Source organism: Enterobacter sp. RIT418 (assembly GCF_003057745.1).
Taxonomy (GTDB): domain Bacteria; phylum Pseudomonadota; class Gammaproteobacteria; order Enterobacterales; family Enterobacteriaceae; genus Enterobacter.
Window position 1 is genome coordinate 185,742 of the sequence record NZ_QBJD02000005.1, and the last position, 13,684, is coordinate 199,425.

Sequence of the window (13,684 nt, forward strand, 5' to 3'; positions counted from 1 at the left end):
GTGTTACTCTGTTTTCAGTCTATATTGTGCGGTTGAGAGAATGCAGGAATTACACACAGTGATGGAGCCCGCGTCCGAGCGGGTGGTGAAATCAACGGCGACGGTGCAGGCCTTGCTGCGCCAGCTGCTGGATATTTATGATGCCAAAACTCTGGCAAACCAGCTCGAGGCGCACGGCGAGAGCCACTGGAGCCCCGCCATTCTCAAAAGACTGCTCACCAGCGACCGCGCGGGGCATCGCCTGAGCGAAGGTGAGTTCCGCTATCTGCAGCACCTGCTTCCGCGCCCGTCTGCCGCGCACCCTCATTACGCCTTCCGTTTTATCGATCTCTTTGCGGGCATTGGCGGTATCCGTCACGGGTTTGAGGCCATCGGAGGCCAGTGCGTCTTTACCAGCGAGTGGAACAAGCACGCGGTGCGCACCTACAAGGCCAACTGGTACTGCGACCCGCTGGAGCACCGCTTCAACGCCGATATCCGCGACGTGACCCTGAGCCATAAAAGCGGCGTCAGCGATGAGGAGGCCGCAGAGCATATTCGCAAGGCGATTCCGGCGCACGACGTTCTGCTGGCGGGCTTCCCGTGTCAGCCGTTTTCGCTGGCGGGCGTATCGAAGAAAAACGCGCTGGGCCGCGCGCACGGCTTTGCCTGCGACACGCAGGGCACGCTTTTTTTTGACGTCGTGCGCATCATCGACGCGCGTCGTCCGCCCATTTTCGTGCTTGAGAACGTGAAGAACCTGAAAAGCCACGACGGCGGTAAAACCTTCCGCATCATTATGCAAACGCTGGACGAGCTGGGCTACGACGTGGCCGATGCCGAGCATATGGGCGCCGACGACCCGAAAATCATCGACGGCAAGCATTTCCTGCCGCAGCACCGGGAGCGCATCGTGCTGGTGGGGTTCCGTCGCGATCTGAACCTGAAGGGCGATTTTACCCTGCGCGATATTCCGGCGCTGTATCCCGCGCGCCGTCCGACGGTGGCCGATCTGCTGGAGCCTGCCGTTGACGCGAAATTTATTCTGACTCCGGTGCTGTGGAAATACCTCTACCGCTATGCCAAAAAGCATCAGGCGAAGGGGAACGGCTTTGGCTTCGGGATGGTCGATCCCACCGATCCGCACAGCGTCACGCGCACGCTGTCGGCGCGCTACTACAAGGACGGGGCCGAAATCCTCATCGACCGGGGTTGGGATAAGGCGCTCGGCGAGAAGGATTTTGACGATCCGCAAAACCAGCTTCACCGCCCGCGCCGCCTTACGCCGCGAGAGTGTGCGCGACTGATGGGGTTCGAAACGCCGAACGGCTACAGCTTCCGCATTCCGGTGTCGGACACGCAGGCCTACCGCCAGTTTGGTAACTCCGTGGTTGTGCCCGCGTTCGCCGCGGTGGCTAAGCTGCTGGCCTCGCGGATTGCGCAGGCCGTGGCGCTGCGCGCGCGCGAGGCCGTCAATGACGGACGTGCATAATAAAGCCACGCGCAGTAAAAACATGCGTGCCATCGGCACGCGCGACACCGCGATTGAAAAGCGCCTTGCGGGCCTGCTGACCCAGGCCGGGTTTACCTATCGCGTGCAGGACAAGGCGCTCGCCGGACGTCCCGATTTCGTTGTCGATGACTATCGGTGCATCATCTTTACCCACGGCTGCTTCTGGCATCATCACGACTGCTACCTCTTCAAGGTGCCGGCGACGCGCACCGACTTCTGGCTGGAGAAGATTGGCAAGAACGTGGCGCGCGACGCCCGCGATACCGCCGCGCTGATCGCGCAGGGCTGGCGGGTACTGGTGGTGTGGGAGTGCGCGCTGCGCGGGAAGTTAAAGCTGAAGGATGCGGCGCTGGCGGAGCGCCTGGAAGAGTGGATCTGCGGCGGCGGTCAGGCCGCGCAGATCGATACGCAGGGCATTCACCCGGTTACGATTTCTTAACCTCGCAGGGCGTCACCACCGGCTTCGCGGGCAGCAGGTATTTGCCCAGCGTCACCAGCACCACCGCAAACACGATTACTCCCAGCGCCAGCCATTCGATGGTGGAGAGCGTTTCACCGGCAAAACCGGTTCCCAGCAGCACGGCAACAACCGGGTTAACGTAGGCGTAGCTGGTGGCGACGGCGGGGGAGACGTTGCGGATCAGGAACATATAGGCGTTGATGGCGATCACCGAGCCAAACAGCGCCAGATAGCCCACGGCGAGGAAGCCCGAAAGCGGCGGCATCGCCGTCAGCTTTTCACCGGTCAGCAGCGAGGCGATAAGCAGCACGATGCCTGCCGCCAGCATCTCAATCGCTCCCGCCATCATCCCGGTCGGCAGCGCAATGCGCGAGCCGTACACGGACCCAAACGCCCAGCTCATCGAGCCGATCAGAATAATCACCGCGCCCCACGGGTTGCCGCTCAGGTTGCCGCCGCTGTTCAGCATCACGATCCCGGCAAGCCCGATAGCAATGCCCAGCCACTCCAGCTTGCGGGTGCGAATGCCAAACAGGCGGCTAAAGCAGAGCGTAAACAGCGGTACGGTCGCCACCACCACCGCCGCGATGCCGGAGGGCACGTTGCGGTGCTCCGCAATGGTGACGAACCCGTTGCCAACCGCCAGCAGCAGCAGGCCAATCAGGGCGGCGTTCAGCATCGGGCGAAGCGGCGGGAGCCTGTGGCCGCGAAGCAGCAGAAAGGCCAGCAGCACGATCCCGGCGGAAAGAAAACGCACGCCGGCCATCAGCAGCGGCGGCCAGCTTTCTACGCCGATGCGAATAACGAAATAGGTGGAACCCCAAATGATATACAGCGAAAAAAGTGCCCCAATGAGCGGTAATAATTGCCGAAAACGCATAGTCCCTCACGACGGAATAAAAAGGTCGCTCATAGTAAACGCCAAAACTATCGGGCTGGCGAGTGCTTTAACTGGCGCGAGATGTGAATTTTATGTTGACTTAATGTGCCTGTTTCCGGGTTGCCGCTTTTGCTCCATACTATTCATGTCATTACTAAAAAAAGAAGGATAGTGATTTTGGCAGGAAGTAGCTTATTAACATTACTGGACGATATTGCCACCTTGCTGGACGATATTTCCGTTATGGGAAAACTGGCCGCCAAGAAAACGGCCGGCGTGCTGGGCGATGATTTATCGCTGAACGCCCAGCAGGTGAGCGGCGTGCGGGCGAACCGCGAGCTGCCCGTCGTGTGGGCCGTGGCGAAGGGCTCATTGCTCAATAAGGTGATCCTCGTGCCGCTGGCGCTGCTGATCAGCGCCTTTATCCCCTGGGCCATCACGCCGCTGCTGATGATTGGCGGCGCATTTTTATGCTACGAAGGGGTCGAGAAGGTGGTGCATACGCTGTCTTCCCGTAAGGAGAGCGACACGCCGGAGGTGCGCCAGCAGCGCCTCGAGTCGCTTGCCGCGCAGGACCCGAAAACCTTTGAGCGCGATAAGGTCAAAGGCGCTATTCGTACCGATTTTATTCTCTCGGCGGAAATTGTGGCGATCACGCTCGGCATTGTCTCCGAGTCGCCGCTGCTTAACCAGGTGCTGATCCTGGCGGGCATTGCGATTCTGGTGACGATAGGGGTGTACGGCCTGGTGGGGGTTATCGTCAAGCTGGACGATATGGGCTACTGGCTGGAGCAGAAAAAAAGCGCCGTGGCGCGGGGCATCGGCAAAGGCCTGCTGGTGATGGCGCCCTGGCTGATGAAAAGCCTGTCGGTCGTCGGAACGTTAGCCATGTTCCTGGTGGGCGGCGGCATTGTGGTCCATGGGATTGCGCCGCTCCACCATGCGATTGAGCATTTCGCCTCCTCCCAGGGTGCGGTTGTGGCCTCGATTCTGCCTACGCTGCTGAATTTGGTTCTGGGCTTTATCATCGGCGGCATCGTGGTCGGCGCCGTGAAGCTGGTGGAAAAAGCGCGCGGCTCATCGCATTAATTGTTACCTTACTAAGGAGGCAAAAAGGCCGTTCCTCGTCTAAATTGAAAACGTTTCACCCTGATACGGGAGGCAGGTATGGTCTTTTTGGTCAGTGATGAAGTTAAGCCTAAGAATGGCGGCCCGAGCATGATCGTGACCGGGTATGCCAGCGGAATGGTGGAATGCCGCTGGCACGATGGCTATGGCATCAAGCGGGAAGCTTTTCGTGAAGATGAGCTTCAGCCGGGAGACGCGGGGCAAAGGCACGATAAGACTTAATCACGCGACGCCCGGCTTGCCGGGCGTTTTTACGGCTGGCTATCATACCGCCGGGTTTCGCATGTCCGGGGTACGTGTGAAGGGGTGTTAAATGGCAATCAGGGAGTGTGTGTGCAGCGCGATACCTATGACGTGAAGCGAACGGTTCTGCAATGGCTGCGTAAGCGCAGCAATCCCGGCCTGATTGTTAATCTCTGTTTTCTGGTAGTGCTCATTTTTTCAACCCTTCTGACCTGGCGTGAAGTCGTGGTGCTGGAGGGGGCGTACGTCTCAAGCCAGCGCAATCACCTTGAGACGGTCGCCAGTTCGCTGGACAGGCAGCTGCAGTTCAGCGTTGATAAGCTGCTTTTCTTCCGAAAGAGCATGGGCGAAGCGCTGCAAACGCCGCTGGCCTTTGCCGTGCTGCAGGATGCCGTTTCGCGCTTCAACCTAGTGCGGACTCGCGCCTCGTGGCAGCTAGCGGTTGATAAGAACCGCACGCTGCCGATTAACGGCGTGTCCGACGCCTTTGTAAGCAAAACGACGCTTCTCAACCGCGACGACGCGCGGATCGATCGTGAAATTTCCGCCGCGCTGGAAGTGGGCTATCTGCTGCGCCTGGCCTCGTCGGCAGTCAAAAAAGAAGCGCGCGGCATGTACGTCTCCCGCGCCGGCTTTTGGCTCGCCACCGACACCCCCGCGAAGAATGCCGACGCGGTGTCTCGCTATTATCAGTTTGTCACTCAGCCGTGGTTTACCCTCCAGTCAGAGCGCGAAAACCGCGCCCGCGCCGTACGCTGGTTTTTCGCCTCCTCGACTCAGCATGCCGGAACGATCACCGCCAGCGTGCCGGTCTATTTCGATAACTACTGGTACGGCGTGGTGGCGATGGATTTTTCCAACGACACCATACGGCGCCTGCTGGTGGATGCGGTAGACGATCGCACGGAAGGGGAATATCAGCTTTACGACACCCGGCTGTCGCTGATCGCCTCCTCAGCGCCGTCAGCCGACAGCATCAACCCGTTTGACGCGGCGGAGCTGGCCCAGATTGCCCATGCGATAGAAAGTGACACCGAAGGCGGCGTGCGCCTGGGCAGCCGCTTCGTCAGCTGGGAGCGGCTGGATCACTTTGACGGGGTCATGCTGCGCGTCCACACGCTGGATGAAGGCGTGCGCGGCGATTTCGGCAGCATCAGCATCGTGCTGGCGCTGCTGTGGGCCTTATTCACCGCGATGCTGCTGATCTCGTGGCTGGTTATTCGCCGGATGGTCAGCAACATGTACACGCTTCAGCACTCGCTGCAGTGGCAGGCCTGGCACGACCCGCTCACGCGCCTCAATAACCGCGGCGCGCTGTTCGAGCAGGCGAAAATTCTGGGGGAAAAGTGCCAGAAGCAGTCGCGGCCGTTCTCCGTTATTCAGATCGACCTCGACCACTTCAAGGGCATCAACGACCGCTTCGGCCACCAGGCGGGGGATAAGGTGCTGTCCCACGCCGCGGGCATCATCGCCAGCGGGCTGCGCGACAACGACGTAGCAGGACGCGTTGGGGGAGAAGAGTTTTGCGTGGTCCTGCCGGGCATTGCGCTTGCGGAAGCGGCGGCGATTGCCGAGCGGATACGCATGCGCATTGACGCCAAAGAGATCCTCGTGAAAAAGAGCACCACGATCCGCATCAGCGCATCGTTTGGCGTAAGCTGCGCGCATGAAAAGGGCAACTATAGCTTCGAGCAGCTCCAATCGATTGCTGACGACAGGCTGTATCAGGCCAAACAGCGGGGGCGCAACCGGGTGGTCTGGCGCGATGAGGGGAAAGCATAAGAAACGCTGATGCATGAGGTGAGGCTTATTAAGATTATTCCTAAAAAATTGCCGTTAAGTTGGCGAAAATTCTTAGCTCGTCTCGTGAGGCCCGCATTCTGCGCGCACTTCTCTCTTTTAGGAAAATGACTGGCGATAAGTTATACATTCACGAAAAGAATATATGCTTGTCAGCCATATTGGTAGAGGATACTGTGGCTGCTGCATCGGATTTCCTGGTGTAACGAATTTTCAAGTGCTTCTTGCATAAGCAAGTTTCATCCCGGTCATCCCCATGGCCGGGATTTTTTTCGCCTCAGCGGTTCGTTTCAGAGACGCTGAAATCATGAATATCGAGCTCAAAGGCCTCGGCCAGCTCGCGATAGGTGTGATAGTCCCTCCCGTTGACAATGACCCGGTCAGAGCCATCCTCCGTTCGACGCACCTCGGATTCGCTGATCTCATTGATGGCGGCAAGCAGGGCATCGACGTCCACTTCAACCTCGCGTTTGATGGTGTCGCTGTACTCTTTGTCTGTCTTCATTGCAGGTACCTCAGTTAAGCGTGTCCTACACAGTATAGACCGCACAGAAAAACGCCATTCGCGCCGGCAGAGCGATGCCAGTTAGAGCGTTTTGTTCTACACTGGCTCAAAACCACAGGAGGAATCTATGAAGGTCAACGATCGGGTTACAGTTAAAACGGACGGCGGGCCGCGCCGCCCGGGCGTCGTGCTGGCGATTGAAGAGTTTAGCGAAGGCACCATGTACCTGGTCTCGCTGGAAGATTACCCGATGGGCATCTGGTTCTTTAACGAGCTGGGGCATCCGGACGGTATTTTTGTCGAAAGGGCAGAGTAGCGCGGCGTCGGGTAAACCAGCCCGACCTCGGTGGCGGAATGATAAATAGCAAAAATCTCTGGCCAGGCCAGAGATAGATGGTAGAGGACAGTCGGTAAAAGCCGCTCAGCGCATATTGACGAATATTCCATTCGTCACATTATCGGTCAGGCGCACTACATGATATATGACTTGCTTATTATGCGTTTTAATTTTCCTTTTAATATTTCCTTTGTGCGATGAAACGGTCTTGGCTTTGATATTCATCTGATCGGATATCTGAATAGTGCCTTGTCCGGCCATCCACATGCGCAACATGCTTGATTCAGTTCTACTTAATGACAGCGTGGGCAAGTTAACCACCCCTACATTTTTTACTTCTTTATTCAAATAATCGCCAAGTATGTCGTCCAGAGACTCCGGTTTTATCGATTTTGAACTGATCAATAAATTTTTCCTGACCAGCAAATATTCGTCAAAGTGAATATTGGCTATCGCCATAAAAACAATAAACATTGTCTTCGGATGCTGATTAATGATTAGCTTAATTTTCTGACTGTTGGCTGGGTCGTGTATGAAACAGTCCTCATTAATAAACACCACGCCTGGCTTGAACTCCTCACAAGCGGCTGCAAGTTCGTCAACGGTGTGCGCATCGTTGATTTCTCTCTTTCGTACCCCTCTGCTTGCCAAATACCCGGTTAGCCCTAACCGGGTGTAGCTGCATAAATCCATAATGATCGTTGACATGGCATACCCTCACTCAATGCGTAACGATAATTCACCATCTGCCTGAGAGCTCATAAACAGCCATACGGGATGGAAAAACGTAATAAACCTGTGAGCATGACAAAGACTTTCAGGCGGCACTCACTATCCCGTAAAGTTACGTATAATTTGCCAGGAATCTTCTTAAAGTAAAGTAAATATTAAGTATTGTGAAGTGGTTAGAAACATTTAAACCGCACCAGTTATATCCTGGTAGATGTTTTTCAGGATTTATTTTAGGAATATCCTCAGAAAGACAATGCGGAGAGTGAGGGTTATTATTTACGGGGCAGTTCGCTAACAATATCCGCTAAGAGGTTGAATATCTCGCTGAATAAATGTTCGCAGAAGGGGGCGATAAGTGGCATCAGGAATGACATTAATAAAAGCCCGACCATCAGGGTGATCGGAAAACCGATGACAAATACCGAAAGCTGCGGGGCCATTCTGTTCAATAACCCTAATGAGAGGTTTACGGTTAACAGCAGGGTGATAATCGGTAGCGCCAGCATCAGCCCGTTGAGGAAAATCAGCCCCGCCGCGCGCACCAGCGCCAGGAAGGCGTTGCTGTTTACCGGGCTTTCGCCAATCGGCAGCGTGTGGAACGTGTCCACCAGCAGGGAGATAAGCCACAAATGGCCGTTAAACGTCAGAAACAGCAGCATCGCCAGCATATCAATGATGCGGGCGATGACGGGCATGTTGAGGTGGCTTCCCGGGTCTACGAATGTCGCGAACGACAGCCCCATCTGCAGGCCAATCAGCTCCCCGGCGGTACGCACGGCGGCGAAGGCTAGCTGCATCGTGAACCCCACGGCCACGCCGATCATCACCTGCTGCAGCGCAACCCATAGCGCGTTGGCGGAAAAAATCGGAATGTTCACCGGCGGCAGAGACGGGGCAATGATAATGGTGATAATGATCCCCAGGCCCAGCTTGACGCGCTTGGGAATGGCCTTTTCGCTCAGAATGGGCGCCGTTGAAATAAGCGCCAGCACGCGGAGCATCGGCCAGAAGTACAGGCCGAGCCACTGCATCCATTGATCGCTGGTGAAGTGCAGCATCGTAATATCAGCCGATGATGTACGGCAGGTTGGTAAACAGGTTGCGCATATAGTCCAGCAGCAGGTTGAGCATCCACGGCCCGGCGACGACGATCGCCACAAAGACGGCGATAATTTTCGGAATAAACGACAGCGTCATTTCGTTAATCTGCGTGGCGGCCTGCAGGATGCTGATGATAAGGCCGGTGACCAGCGCAACGAGGAGCAGCGGGGCGGCGACGGCAATCGCGACTTTCATCGCTTCCGTGCCCATCATCATGACCGATTCTGGCGTCATTTCGCGCTCCTCAGCTGTAGAAACTTTGCGCCAGCGAACTCACCAGCAGCTGCCAGCCGTCAACCAGCACGAACAGCATAATCTTAAAGGGCAGGGCGATGGTGGCGGGGGGCACCATCATCATCCCCAGCGCCATCAGGACGCTGGCAATGACCAGGTCGATGATCAGGAACGGGATGAAAATGGTAAAGCCGATCTGAAACGCGGTTTTCAGCTCGCTGGTCACGTAGGCGGGCAGCAGAATGCGCATCGGCACGGCTTCTGGCCCCTGAATTTCGCCCGTATTCGCCAGGCGCGCAAACAGGGCCAAATCCGCTTCGCGCGTCTGGCGCAGCATAAACTCGCGCAGCGGCTGTGCGCCCTTGTCCAGCGCCTCCTGCATCGAGATCTTGTCTTCGCTGAAGGGCTGGTAGGCGTCGGTATAAATCTTGTCGATGACCGGGGACATAATAAAAAAGGTCAGAAACAGGGCCAGGCCCAGCAGCACCTGGTTAGGCGGGGCCGAGGGCGTGCCGAGCGCGTTTCGCAGCAGGCCAAACACGATGATGATGCGGGTGAAGCTGGTCATCATCAGCAAAATGGCCGGAATAAAGGTCAGCGAGGTAATGAAAACCAGCGTCTGAACGGGCAGCGACCAGCTCTGGCCGCCTCCGGCGAGCGGGGTGGAGACCAGGCCGGGCAGCTGTGCGTAGACGGCGGGAGCAAACAGGCCAACGCCCGCAAGCGAAAGGGACAACAAACGGCGCATTACGATCTCCCGGAACGCTTAAGCAAACTCTTCATGACGGACTGAAAATCTGCCGGGTTTTCTGCCGGCGCATCTTCGGCGGCGGGGGCAGGCGGCAGCGTATGCAGCAGGTTAATGTTCGAGGCGGTGACGCCCAGCACCAGGCGCGCGTCTTCAACGTCAACGATAACCACGCGCTCGCGCGGCCCCAGCGAGGCGCTGGCGCTGACCTTCAGGCCGCGCGCGGCGGCGGTTTTGCCCGCCAGGCCAAAGCGCTTCGCCAGCCACGCGGCGATAAGAATGAAGGCAATAATACCGAACAGCGCGCCGCTCACCTGAAGCAGCGGTGAGCCCGGAACGGCGGAGGGCTGCGATACGGTTGCCTGGGTTTTCATGCTTAGCGGCTCAGGCGACGCATACGTTCAGACGGGGTGATGATGTCGGTGATGCGCACGCCGTATTTATCGGCCACCACCACCACTTCACCCTGCGCAATCAGATAGCCGTTAATCAGGATATCCAGCGGCTCGCCGGCCAGCCCGTCAAGCGCCACCACGGAACCCTGCGTCAGGCGCAGCAGCTCTTTGATGGTCATCCGGGTGCGGCCCAGCTCAACGGTCAGCTTGACCGGAATATCCATAATCAGATCGATATCCTGAAGCGTGCCGCTCACGTCGCCGCCGCCCAGCTGCTGGAACACGGCGTCCGCCGCGCTTTTGCTCGGGGTCGTTTTCTGCTCGTTTAACGCGTCAGCCCACAGATCGTCCAGTGCTCCGCTGTTCTCATCGGACGGATTGTTCATGTCACTCATTTGGGCTGTTCCTCATTCAGCGAATTTAAAATCGGGTTGATCAAGTGCTCAACGCGTAACGCGTACTGACCGTTAATGGTGCCGTACTGGCTGGTCAGTACCGGTACTCCATCCACATGGGCAATGATGCGGTCGGGTTTGTCTATCGGCAGCACGTCGCCGGGTTGTAATTTCAGGATCTGCGAGAGCCGCATGGAGATATCGGCAAAGTTCGCCACCAGCTCCAGCTGGGAATGCTGCACCTGGCGCACCAGGTTTTCGCGCCAGTTCTGATCCTCGTGGCGGGAGTTCTCCAGCGGCGGGTTCACCAGCAGCTCGCGCAGCGGTTCGATCATGCTGAACGGCAGGCAGATGTTGAACTCGCCGGTCAGGTTGCCGATCTCCACGTGGAACGGCGTGTTCACCACGATATCGTTCGGCGAGGTGGTGATGTTGGTGAATTTCACCTGCATCTCGGAACGCACGTACTCCACTTCCAGCGGGTTGATCGCCTTCCACGCGTCGCTGTAGGACTCCAGCGCCAGCTTCAGCATGCGGTTGATGACGCGCTGCTCGGTGTGGGTAAACTCGCGTCCTTCAACCTTGGTCGGGAAACGACCGTCGCCGCCGAACAGGTTATCCACCGCAATGAACACCAGGCTTGGGGAAAACACCACCAGCCCGGTGCCGCGCAGCGGCTTCAGGTGAATCAGGTTAAGGTTGGTCGGCACCGGCAGGTTGCGGGCAAACTCGTGGTAGGGCTGAATGCGGATCGCGCCGACGGTAATATCCGGGCTACGGCGCAGCAGGTTAAACAGCCCCATGCGGAACTGACGCGCAAAACGTTCGTTGATGATCTCCAGCGCCTGCAGGCGCTCGCGCACCACGCGGCGCTGGGTATTGGGATCGTAGGGACGAATATTATCGTCGCCGCTCAGACCCGGTTGCGGATCGTCGGTTTTATCGCTGTCGCCGTTGAGCAGCGCGTCGATTTCTGCCTGAGAAAGAATGCTGTCGCCCATGTCGTTACCGCAGAATGAAAGCTGTGTACAGAACGTCAGTGACTTCCTGCTTAGGTTGACCGTTAACCAGCGGCGTTGCCAGCGTCTGCTTAATGGCCTCGACCAGCTTTTGCTTGCCGTCATCGGTGGCAAGCGAAGAGGCGTCCTGACGAGAGAACAGCAGCAGCAGGCGGCTACGCACTTCCGGAAGATAGTCGTTCAGGCGCGCGCGGGTCGCTTCGTCTTTCAGGCGCAGCGTAATGCCGACGTACAGCACGCGGTCCGCATCGCCCAGGTTAACCGTAAAGGTATCAAGCGCAAAGAAGACCGGCGCGGGCGGAGGAGGCGCTTCGGCTTTGGCCGCAGCGGTTGAAGGTTCCTGCTGCATACGCCAGTAACTATAGCCAGCGGTGGCGCAGGCCGCGAGCGTGATCAACACCAGCAGCGGGATCCAGATGGAACGCTTGCTTTTTTTGGTGATAGCGGAGTCTGTCATCTGATACGAGCTTCCTGTTTCGGTACAGCTAATACGGTGATTATCCCGTGTCCTGTCCGCGTCAAAGCGTGGAAAAGACGGGGATAATCACGCTACCTCTGGCGTTTAGGCGAAGATATCGACGGCGCCGCTACCGCGCGCGGCGGATTGCAGGGCGGCCGGGGTCGGCAGCAGCTCGTCGGCGTCATCGCCAAATCCGCCCTGCTGGCCGGAGCGGGAGGCCTGCTGCTGGTGCTGGGAAGAGGACTGCTGCTGTCCGGCAAAGCTCTCGCTGCTGACGCTGCTCTGCGAAAGCTGGATGCCGCTTTCAGCCAGCTGGGTGCGCAGCACCGGCAGCGCGGCTTCCAGCGCGGCGCGCACGTGGCTGTGCGGGGAAACCATCTGCAGCTGGGCCTGGTTATCGTCGAGCTTGAGCGAGATGTGGACCTGGCCCAGATCTTCCGGGTGCAGGCGCAGCTCGGCGGTCTGCTGGCCCTGCTTCGTGAACAGCGTAATGTGCTGGCCGAGCGCCTGCTGCCATTCGCCGGTGCCGAGCGGCTGGCTCAGCACGGGGGCGGTGGCAACGGTGGCGGCGGCCTGCGGCACGGAATGGCTGCCCATTACCGGCGCCAGGGTGGCGGTCGGGCTTGTGGACGTGGCCGCGCTGGCGACGTCCGGCTTGTCCGCCGCGGCAACCGCCGGGGCCGCCGCAGGCAGCGCGTTGTCCGCACTCTGCGCCAGAGGCTGATAGCCAGCCTGCGCCTTTTCATGATCCGCAGAAGCACCGTTCAGCGCGGTCTGCTGGGCCAGGCCCGGCGAAACCTGCGCCCGCGCGCTCACGCCCTCGGCGCGGCTCGCCGGAGCGGCTGGAACTGCCGTTGCCGCCTGCTGGTGCGGCAGCATCGCCATCAGCGCGCTGAGCCCCGCCAGCTCTTCGTCGGTCAGATCGGTTTTGCCGTCATCTTTCGCTACCGACTGCGTCAGGGACTTCAGGGCGTCGCCGTGCGCGGCGGGCGCTAAACCGGACACCAGGCCTTGCAGCGCATCCGTTGGCGATGCGCTATGTTCAGGCAGGCTCTCCTGACGCGAGAGGAGATCGGCAAGCTTCGCCTGCAGCGAGACGTCGCCGTCTTTATCCGTGGCGTTCGATAGCCTGCTCCCGGCGGCCTTCAGGTCGGCCAGGGTGAGCGGCGCATCCTTATCCTGGCCGGTCGCCTCCGTCAGCGCGCCCGCGAGCAGGGAGAGAAAATCCTGCGCGCCCTCGGCGCCTTTCCCCGCTGGCGCGCCGCCAGGCAGGTCGCTGTCGGTCATCAGCAGCTGTTGTAGTGTGATCATTCCGGTTTCCTCATTGATGCGCGCTGGGCAAACTCATCCATTTTCTTCTGATCCAGACGGTTTTCCGCCAGGGTCGTGGCGGCCACCTGCCGGTCCTGCAGCGTTTGCCACGCCTGCAGCCGCTGTTTTTTCTCGCGCCAGAAGGTGAGCGCGGTGTCCACTTTTTCAGTCCACTGGTGCAGCTGCTGGCGGTGCTGCTCAATCGCCTTTTCGAGCGTCTGGATGAACTGCTGATAGTTAATCCAGCGCTGGCTGCCAATGCCCTGCGTCATGTCGGTATTAAGGTTGGTGCGATACTCGTGCTGATAGTCGATCAGCATCTTTAGCTGTTCTTCGGCCTGCTGGCATCCGCGCCGCATTGCGCCGAGCTGCAGCGCGGCATCCTCCACCTCTTTTTCAGCCAGATCTTTTAGCGTTGATAACGCGCTGTTTTGCGCCATGACC

At 58.5% G+C, this 13,684-nt stretch carries 17 protein-coding genes and 1 pseudogene; 6 read left to right on the forward strand and 12 right to left on the reverse strand.

All coding sequences use genetic code 11. The annotated features are described in order from the left end of the window. Positions 1-40 precede the first annotated feature (40 nt). Positions 41-1,471 (forward strand): DNA cytosine methyltransferase, encoded by a 1,431-nt coding sequence (locus DBY73_RS07640; protein ID WP_112010578.1) that lies wholly within the window; start codon positions 41-43, stop codon positions 1,469-1,471. Continuing rightward, a complete protein-coding gene (locus DBY73_RS07645; RefSeq protein ID WP_112010579.1) occupies positions 1,455-1,931 on the forward strand; it encodes a very short patch repair endonuclease in 477 nt (158 codons plus the stop codon). The genes DBY73_RS07640 and DBY73_RS07645 overlap by 17 nt, the downstream gene beginning before the upstream one ends. Here DBY73_RS07645 and yedA read toward each other — a convergent pair. Beyond that, complete coding sequence (gene yedA, locus DBY73_RS07650; protein ID WP_112010580.1) at positions 1,918-2,832, reverse strand: drug/metabolite exporter YedA; 915 nt, start codon at positions 2,830-2,832, stop codon at positions 1,918-1,920. The two genes, DBY73_RS07645 and yedA, sit on opposite strands and share 14 nt — an antisense overlap. Positions 2,833-3,009: 177 nt before the next feature. On the opposite strand from yedA, the gene DBY73_RS07655 reads away from it, so the two are divergent. The 3 genes from DBY73_RS07655 to dgcQ all read left to right on the forward strand — a co-directional run bounded on the left by DBY73_RS07655 (position 3,010) and on the right by dgcQ (position 5,985). Continuing rightward, on the forward strand, positions 3,010-3,921 hold the full coding sequence (locus DBY73_RS07655; RefSeq protein WP_112010581.1) for a DUF808 domain-containing protein: 912 nt from the start codon (positions 3,010-3,012) through the stop codon (positions 3,919-3,921). A gap of 78 nt (positions 3,922-3,999) precedes the next feature. Further along, a complete protein-coding gene (locus DBY73_RS07660; RefSeq protein ID WP_112010582.1) occupies positions 4,000-4,182 on the forward strand; it encodes a DUF2158 domain-containing protein in 183 nt (60 codons plus the stop codon). Between the two features lie 111 nt (positions 4,183-4,293). Further along, positions 4,294-5,985, forward strand: a complete 1,692-nt coding sequence (dgcQ, locus tag DBY73_RS07665; RefSeq protein ID WP_112010583.1) for a cellulose biosynthesis regulator diguanylate cyclase DgcQ — start codon at positions 4,294-4,296, stop codon at positions 5,983-5,985. A 295-nt stretch (positions 5,986-6,280) separates the two neighbouring features. On the opposite strand, the gene yodD is transcribed toward dgcQ, so the two are convergent. After that, the gene (gene yodD, locus DBY73_RS07670) at positions 6,281-6,508 is read right to left on the reverse strand and encodes a YodD family peroxide/acid resistance protein (RefSeq protein WP_112010584.1); all 228 of its coding nucleotides are present in this window, start codon (positions 6,506-6,508) and stop codon (positions 6,281-6,283) included. Positions 6,509-6,635: 127 nt separating this feature from the next. Here yodD and dsrB point away from each other — a divergent pair, with 127 nt between their 5' ends. Beyond that, positions 6,636-6,824, forward strand: a complete 189-nt coding sequence (dsrB, locus tag DBY73_RS07675; protein ID WP_112010585.1) for a protein DsrB — start codon at positions 6,636-6,638, stop codon at positions 6,822-6,824. A 105-nt stretch (positions 6,825-6,929) separates the two neighbouring features. Here the strand turns inward: dsrB and rcsA are convergent, their stop codons facing one another. The 10 genes and pseudogenes from rcsA to fliJ all read right to left on the reverse strand — a co-directional run bounded on the left by rcsA (position 6,930) and on the right by fliJ (position 13,680). Beyond that, positions 6,930-7,553 (reverse strand): transcriptional regulator RcsA, encoded by a 624-nt coding sequence (gene rcsA / locus DBY73_RS07680; protein ID WP_112010586.1) that lies wholly within the window; start codon positions 7,551-7,553, stop codon positions 6,930-6,932. Between the two features lie 289 nt (positions 7,554-7,842). After that, positions 7,843-8,635 (reverse strand): annotated as a pseudogene (gene fliR, locus DBY73_RS07685) (flagellar biosynthetic protein FliR); the annotation flags it as partial. A 7-nt stretch (positions 8,636-8,642) separates the two neighbouring features. Next, the gene (gene fliQ, locus DBY73_RS07690) at positions 8,643-8,912 is read right to left on the reverse strand and encodes a flagellar biosynthesis protein FliQ (RefSeq protein ID WP_112010588.1); all 270 of its coding nucleotides are present in this window, start codon (positions 8,910-8,912) and stop codon (positions 8,643-8,645) included. Between the two features lie 10 nt (positions 8,913-8,922). Beyond that, a complete protein-coding gene (gene fliP / locus DBY73_RS07695) occupies positions 8,923-9,660 on the reverse strand; it encodes a flagellar type III secretion system pore protein FliP (protein WP_112010589.1) in 738 nt (245 codons plus the stop codon). Further along, complete coding sequence (gene fliO / locus DBY73_RS07700) at positions 9,660-10,034, reverse strand: flagellar biosynthetic protein FliO (RefSeq protein WP_112010590.1); 375 nt, start codon at positions 10,032-10,034, stop codon at positions 9,660-9,662. Before fliO ends, fliP begins: the two co-directional genes overlap by 1 nt. A 2-nt stretch (positions 10,035-10,036) precedes the next feature. After that, positions 10,037-10,450, reverse strand: a complete 414-nt coding sequence (fliN, locus tag DBY73_RS07705; protein ID WP_101737389.1) for a flagellar motor switch protein FliN — start codon at positions 10,448-10,450, stop codon at positions 10,037-10,039. Then, entirely contained in the window at positions 10,447-11,451 is a 1,005-nt protein-coding gene (gene fliM / locus DBY73_RS07710) for a flagellar motor switch protein FliM (RefSeq protein ID WP_112010591.1), read from the reverse strand. Before fliM ends, fliN begins: the two co-directional genes overlap by 4 nt. Before the next feature lie 4 nt (positions 11,452-11,455). Next, positions 11,456-11,926: a flagellar basal body-associated protein FliL gene (fliL, locus tag DBY73_RS07715; protein WP_112010592.1), complete on the reverse strand. Its 471-nt coding sequence runs from the start codon at positions 11,924-11,926 to the stop codon at positions 11,456-11,458. 105 nt (positions 11,927-12,031) lie between these two features. Further along, the gene (gene fliK / locus DBY73_RS07720; RefSeq protein ID WP_112010593.1) at positions 12,032-13,240 is read right to left on the reverse strand and encodes a flagellar hook length control protein FliK; all 1,209 of its coding nucleotides are present in this window, start codon (positions 13,238-13,240) and stop codon (positions 12,032-12,034) included. After that, a complete protein-coding gene (gene fliJ / locus DBY73_RS07725; protein WP_112010594.1) occupies positions 13,237-13,680 on the reverse strand; it encodes a flagellar export protein FliJ in 444 nt (147 codons plus the stop codon). Before fliJ ends, fliK begins: the two co-directional genes overlap by 4 nt. Between the last annotated feature and the right edge of the window lie 4 nt (positions 13,681-13,684).

What these genes read in the sequence shown, in the direction of transcription:
- yodD (WP_112010584.1), bottom strand. Translation starts at nt 6,508, where the DNA reads ATGAAGACAGACAAAGAGTACAGCGACACCATCAAACGCGAGGTTGAA.
- fliL (WP_112010592.1), bottom strand. Translation starts at nt 11,926, where the DNA reads ATGACAGACTCCGCTATCACCAAAAAAAGCAAGCGTTCCATCTGGATC.
- rcsA (WP_112010586.1), bottom strand. Translation starts at nt 7,553, where the DNA reads ATGTCAACGATCATTATGGATTTATGCAGCTACACCCGGTTAGGGCTA.
- fliQ (WP_112010588.1), bottom strand. Translation starts at nt 8,912, where the DNA reads ATGACGCCAGAATCGGTCATGATGATGGGCACGGAAGCGATGAAAGTC.
- fliK (WP_112010593.1), bottom strand. Translation starts at nt 13,240, where the DNA reads ATGATCACACTACAACAGCTGCTGATGACCGACAGCGACCTGCCTGGC.
- DBY73_RS07645 (WP_112010579.1), top strand. Translation starts at nt 1,455, where the DNA reads ATGACGGACGTGCATAATAAAGCCACGCGCAGTAAAAACATGCGTGCC.
- fliP (WP_112010589.1), bottom strand. Translation starts at nt 9,660, where the DNA reads ATGCGCCGTTTGTTGTCCCTTTCGCTTGCGGGCGTTGGCCTGTTTGCT.
- fliO (WP_112010590.1), bottom strand. Translation starts at nt 10,034, where the DNA reads ATGAAAACCCAGGCAACCGTATCGCAGCCCTCCGCCGTTCCGGGCTCA.
- dsrB (WP_112010585.1), top strand. Translation starts at nt 6,636, where the DNA reads ATGAAGGTCAACGATCGGGTTACAGTTAAAACGGACGGCGGGCCGCGC.
- DBY73_RS07640 (WP_112010578.1), top strand. Translation starts at nt 41, where the DNA reads ATGCAGGAATTACACACAGTGATGGAGCCCGCGTCCGAGCGGGTGGTG.
- DBY73_RS07660 (WP_112010582.1), top strand. Translation starts at nt 4,000, where the DNA reads ATGGTCTTTTTGGTCAGTGATGAAGTTAAGCCTAAGAATGGCGGCCCG.
- fliM (WP_112010591.1), bottom strand. Translation starts at nt 11,451, where the DNA reads ATGGGCGACAGCATTCTTTCTCAGGCAGAAATCGACGCGCTGCTCAAC.
- fliN (WP_101737389.1), bottom strand. Translation starts at nt 10,450, where the DNA reads ATGAGTGACATGAACAATCCGTCCGATGAGAACAGCGGAGCACTGGAC.
- fliJ (WP_112010594.1), bottom strand. Translation starts at nt 13,680, where the DNA reads ATGGCGCAAAACAGCGCGTTATCAACGCTAAAAGATCTGGCTGAAAAA.
- yedA (WP_112010580.1), bottom strand. Translation starts at nt 2,832, where the DNA reads ATGCGTTTTCGGCAATTATTACCGCTCATTGGGGCACTTTTTTCGCTG.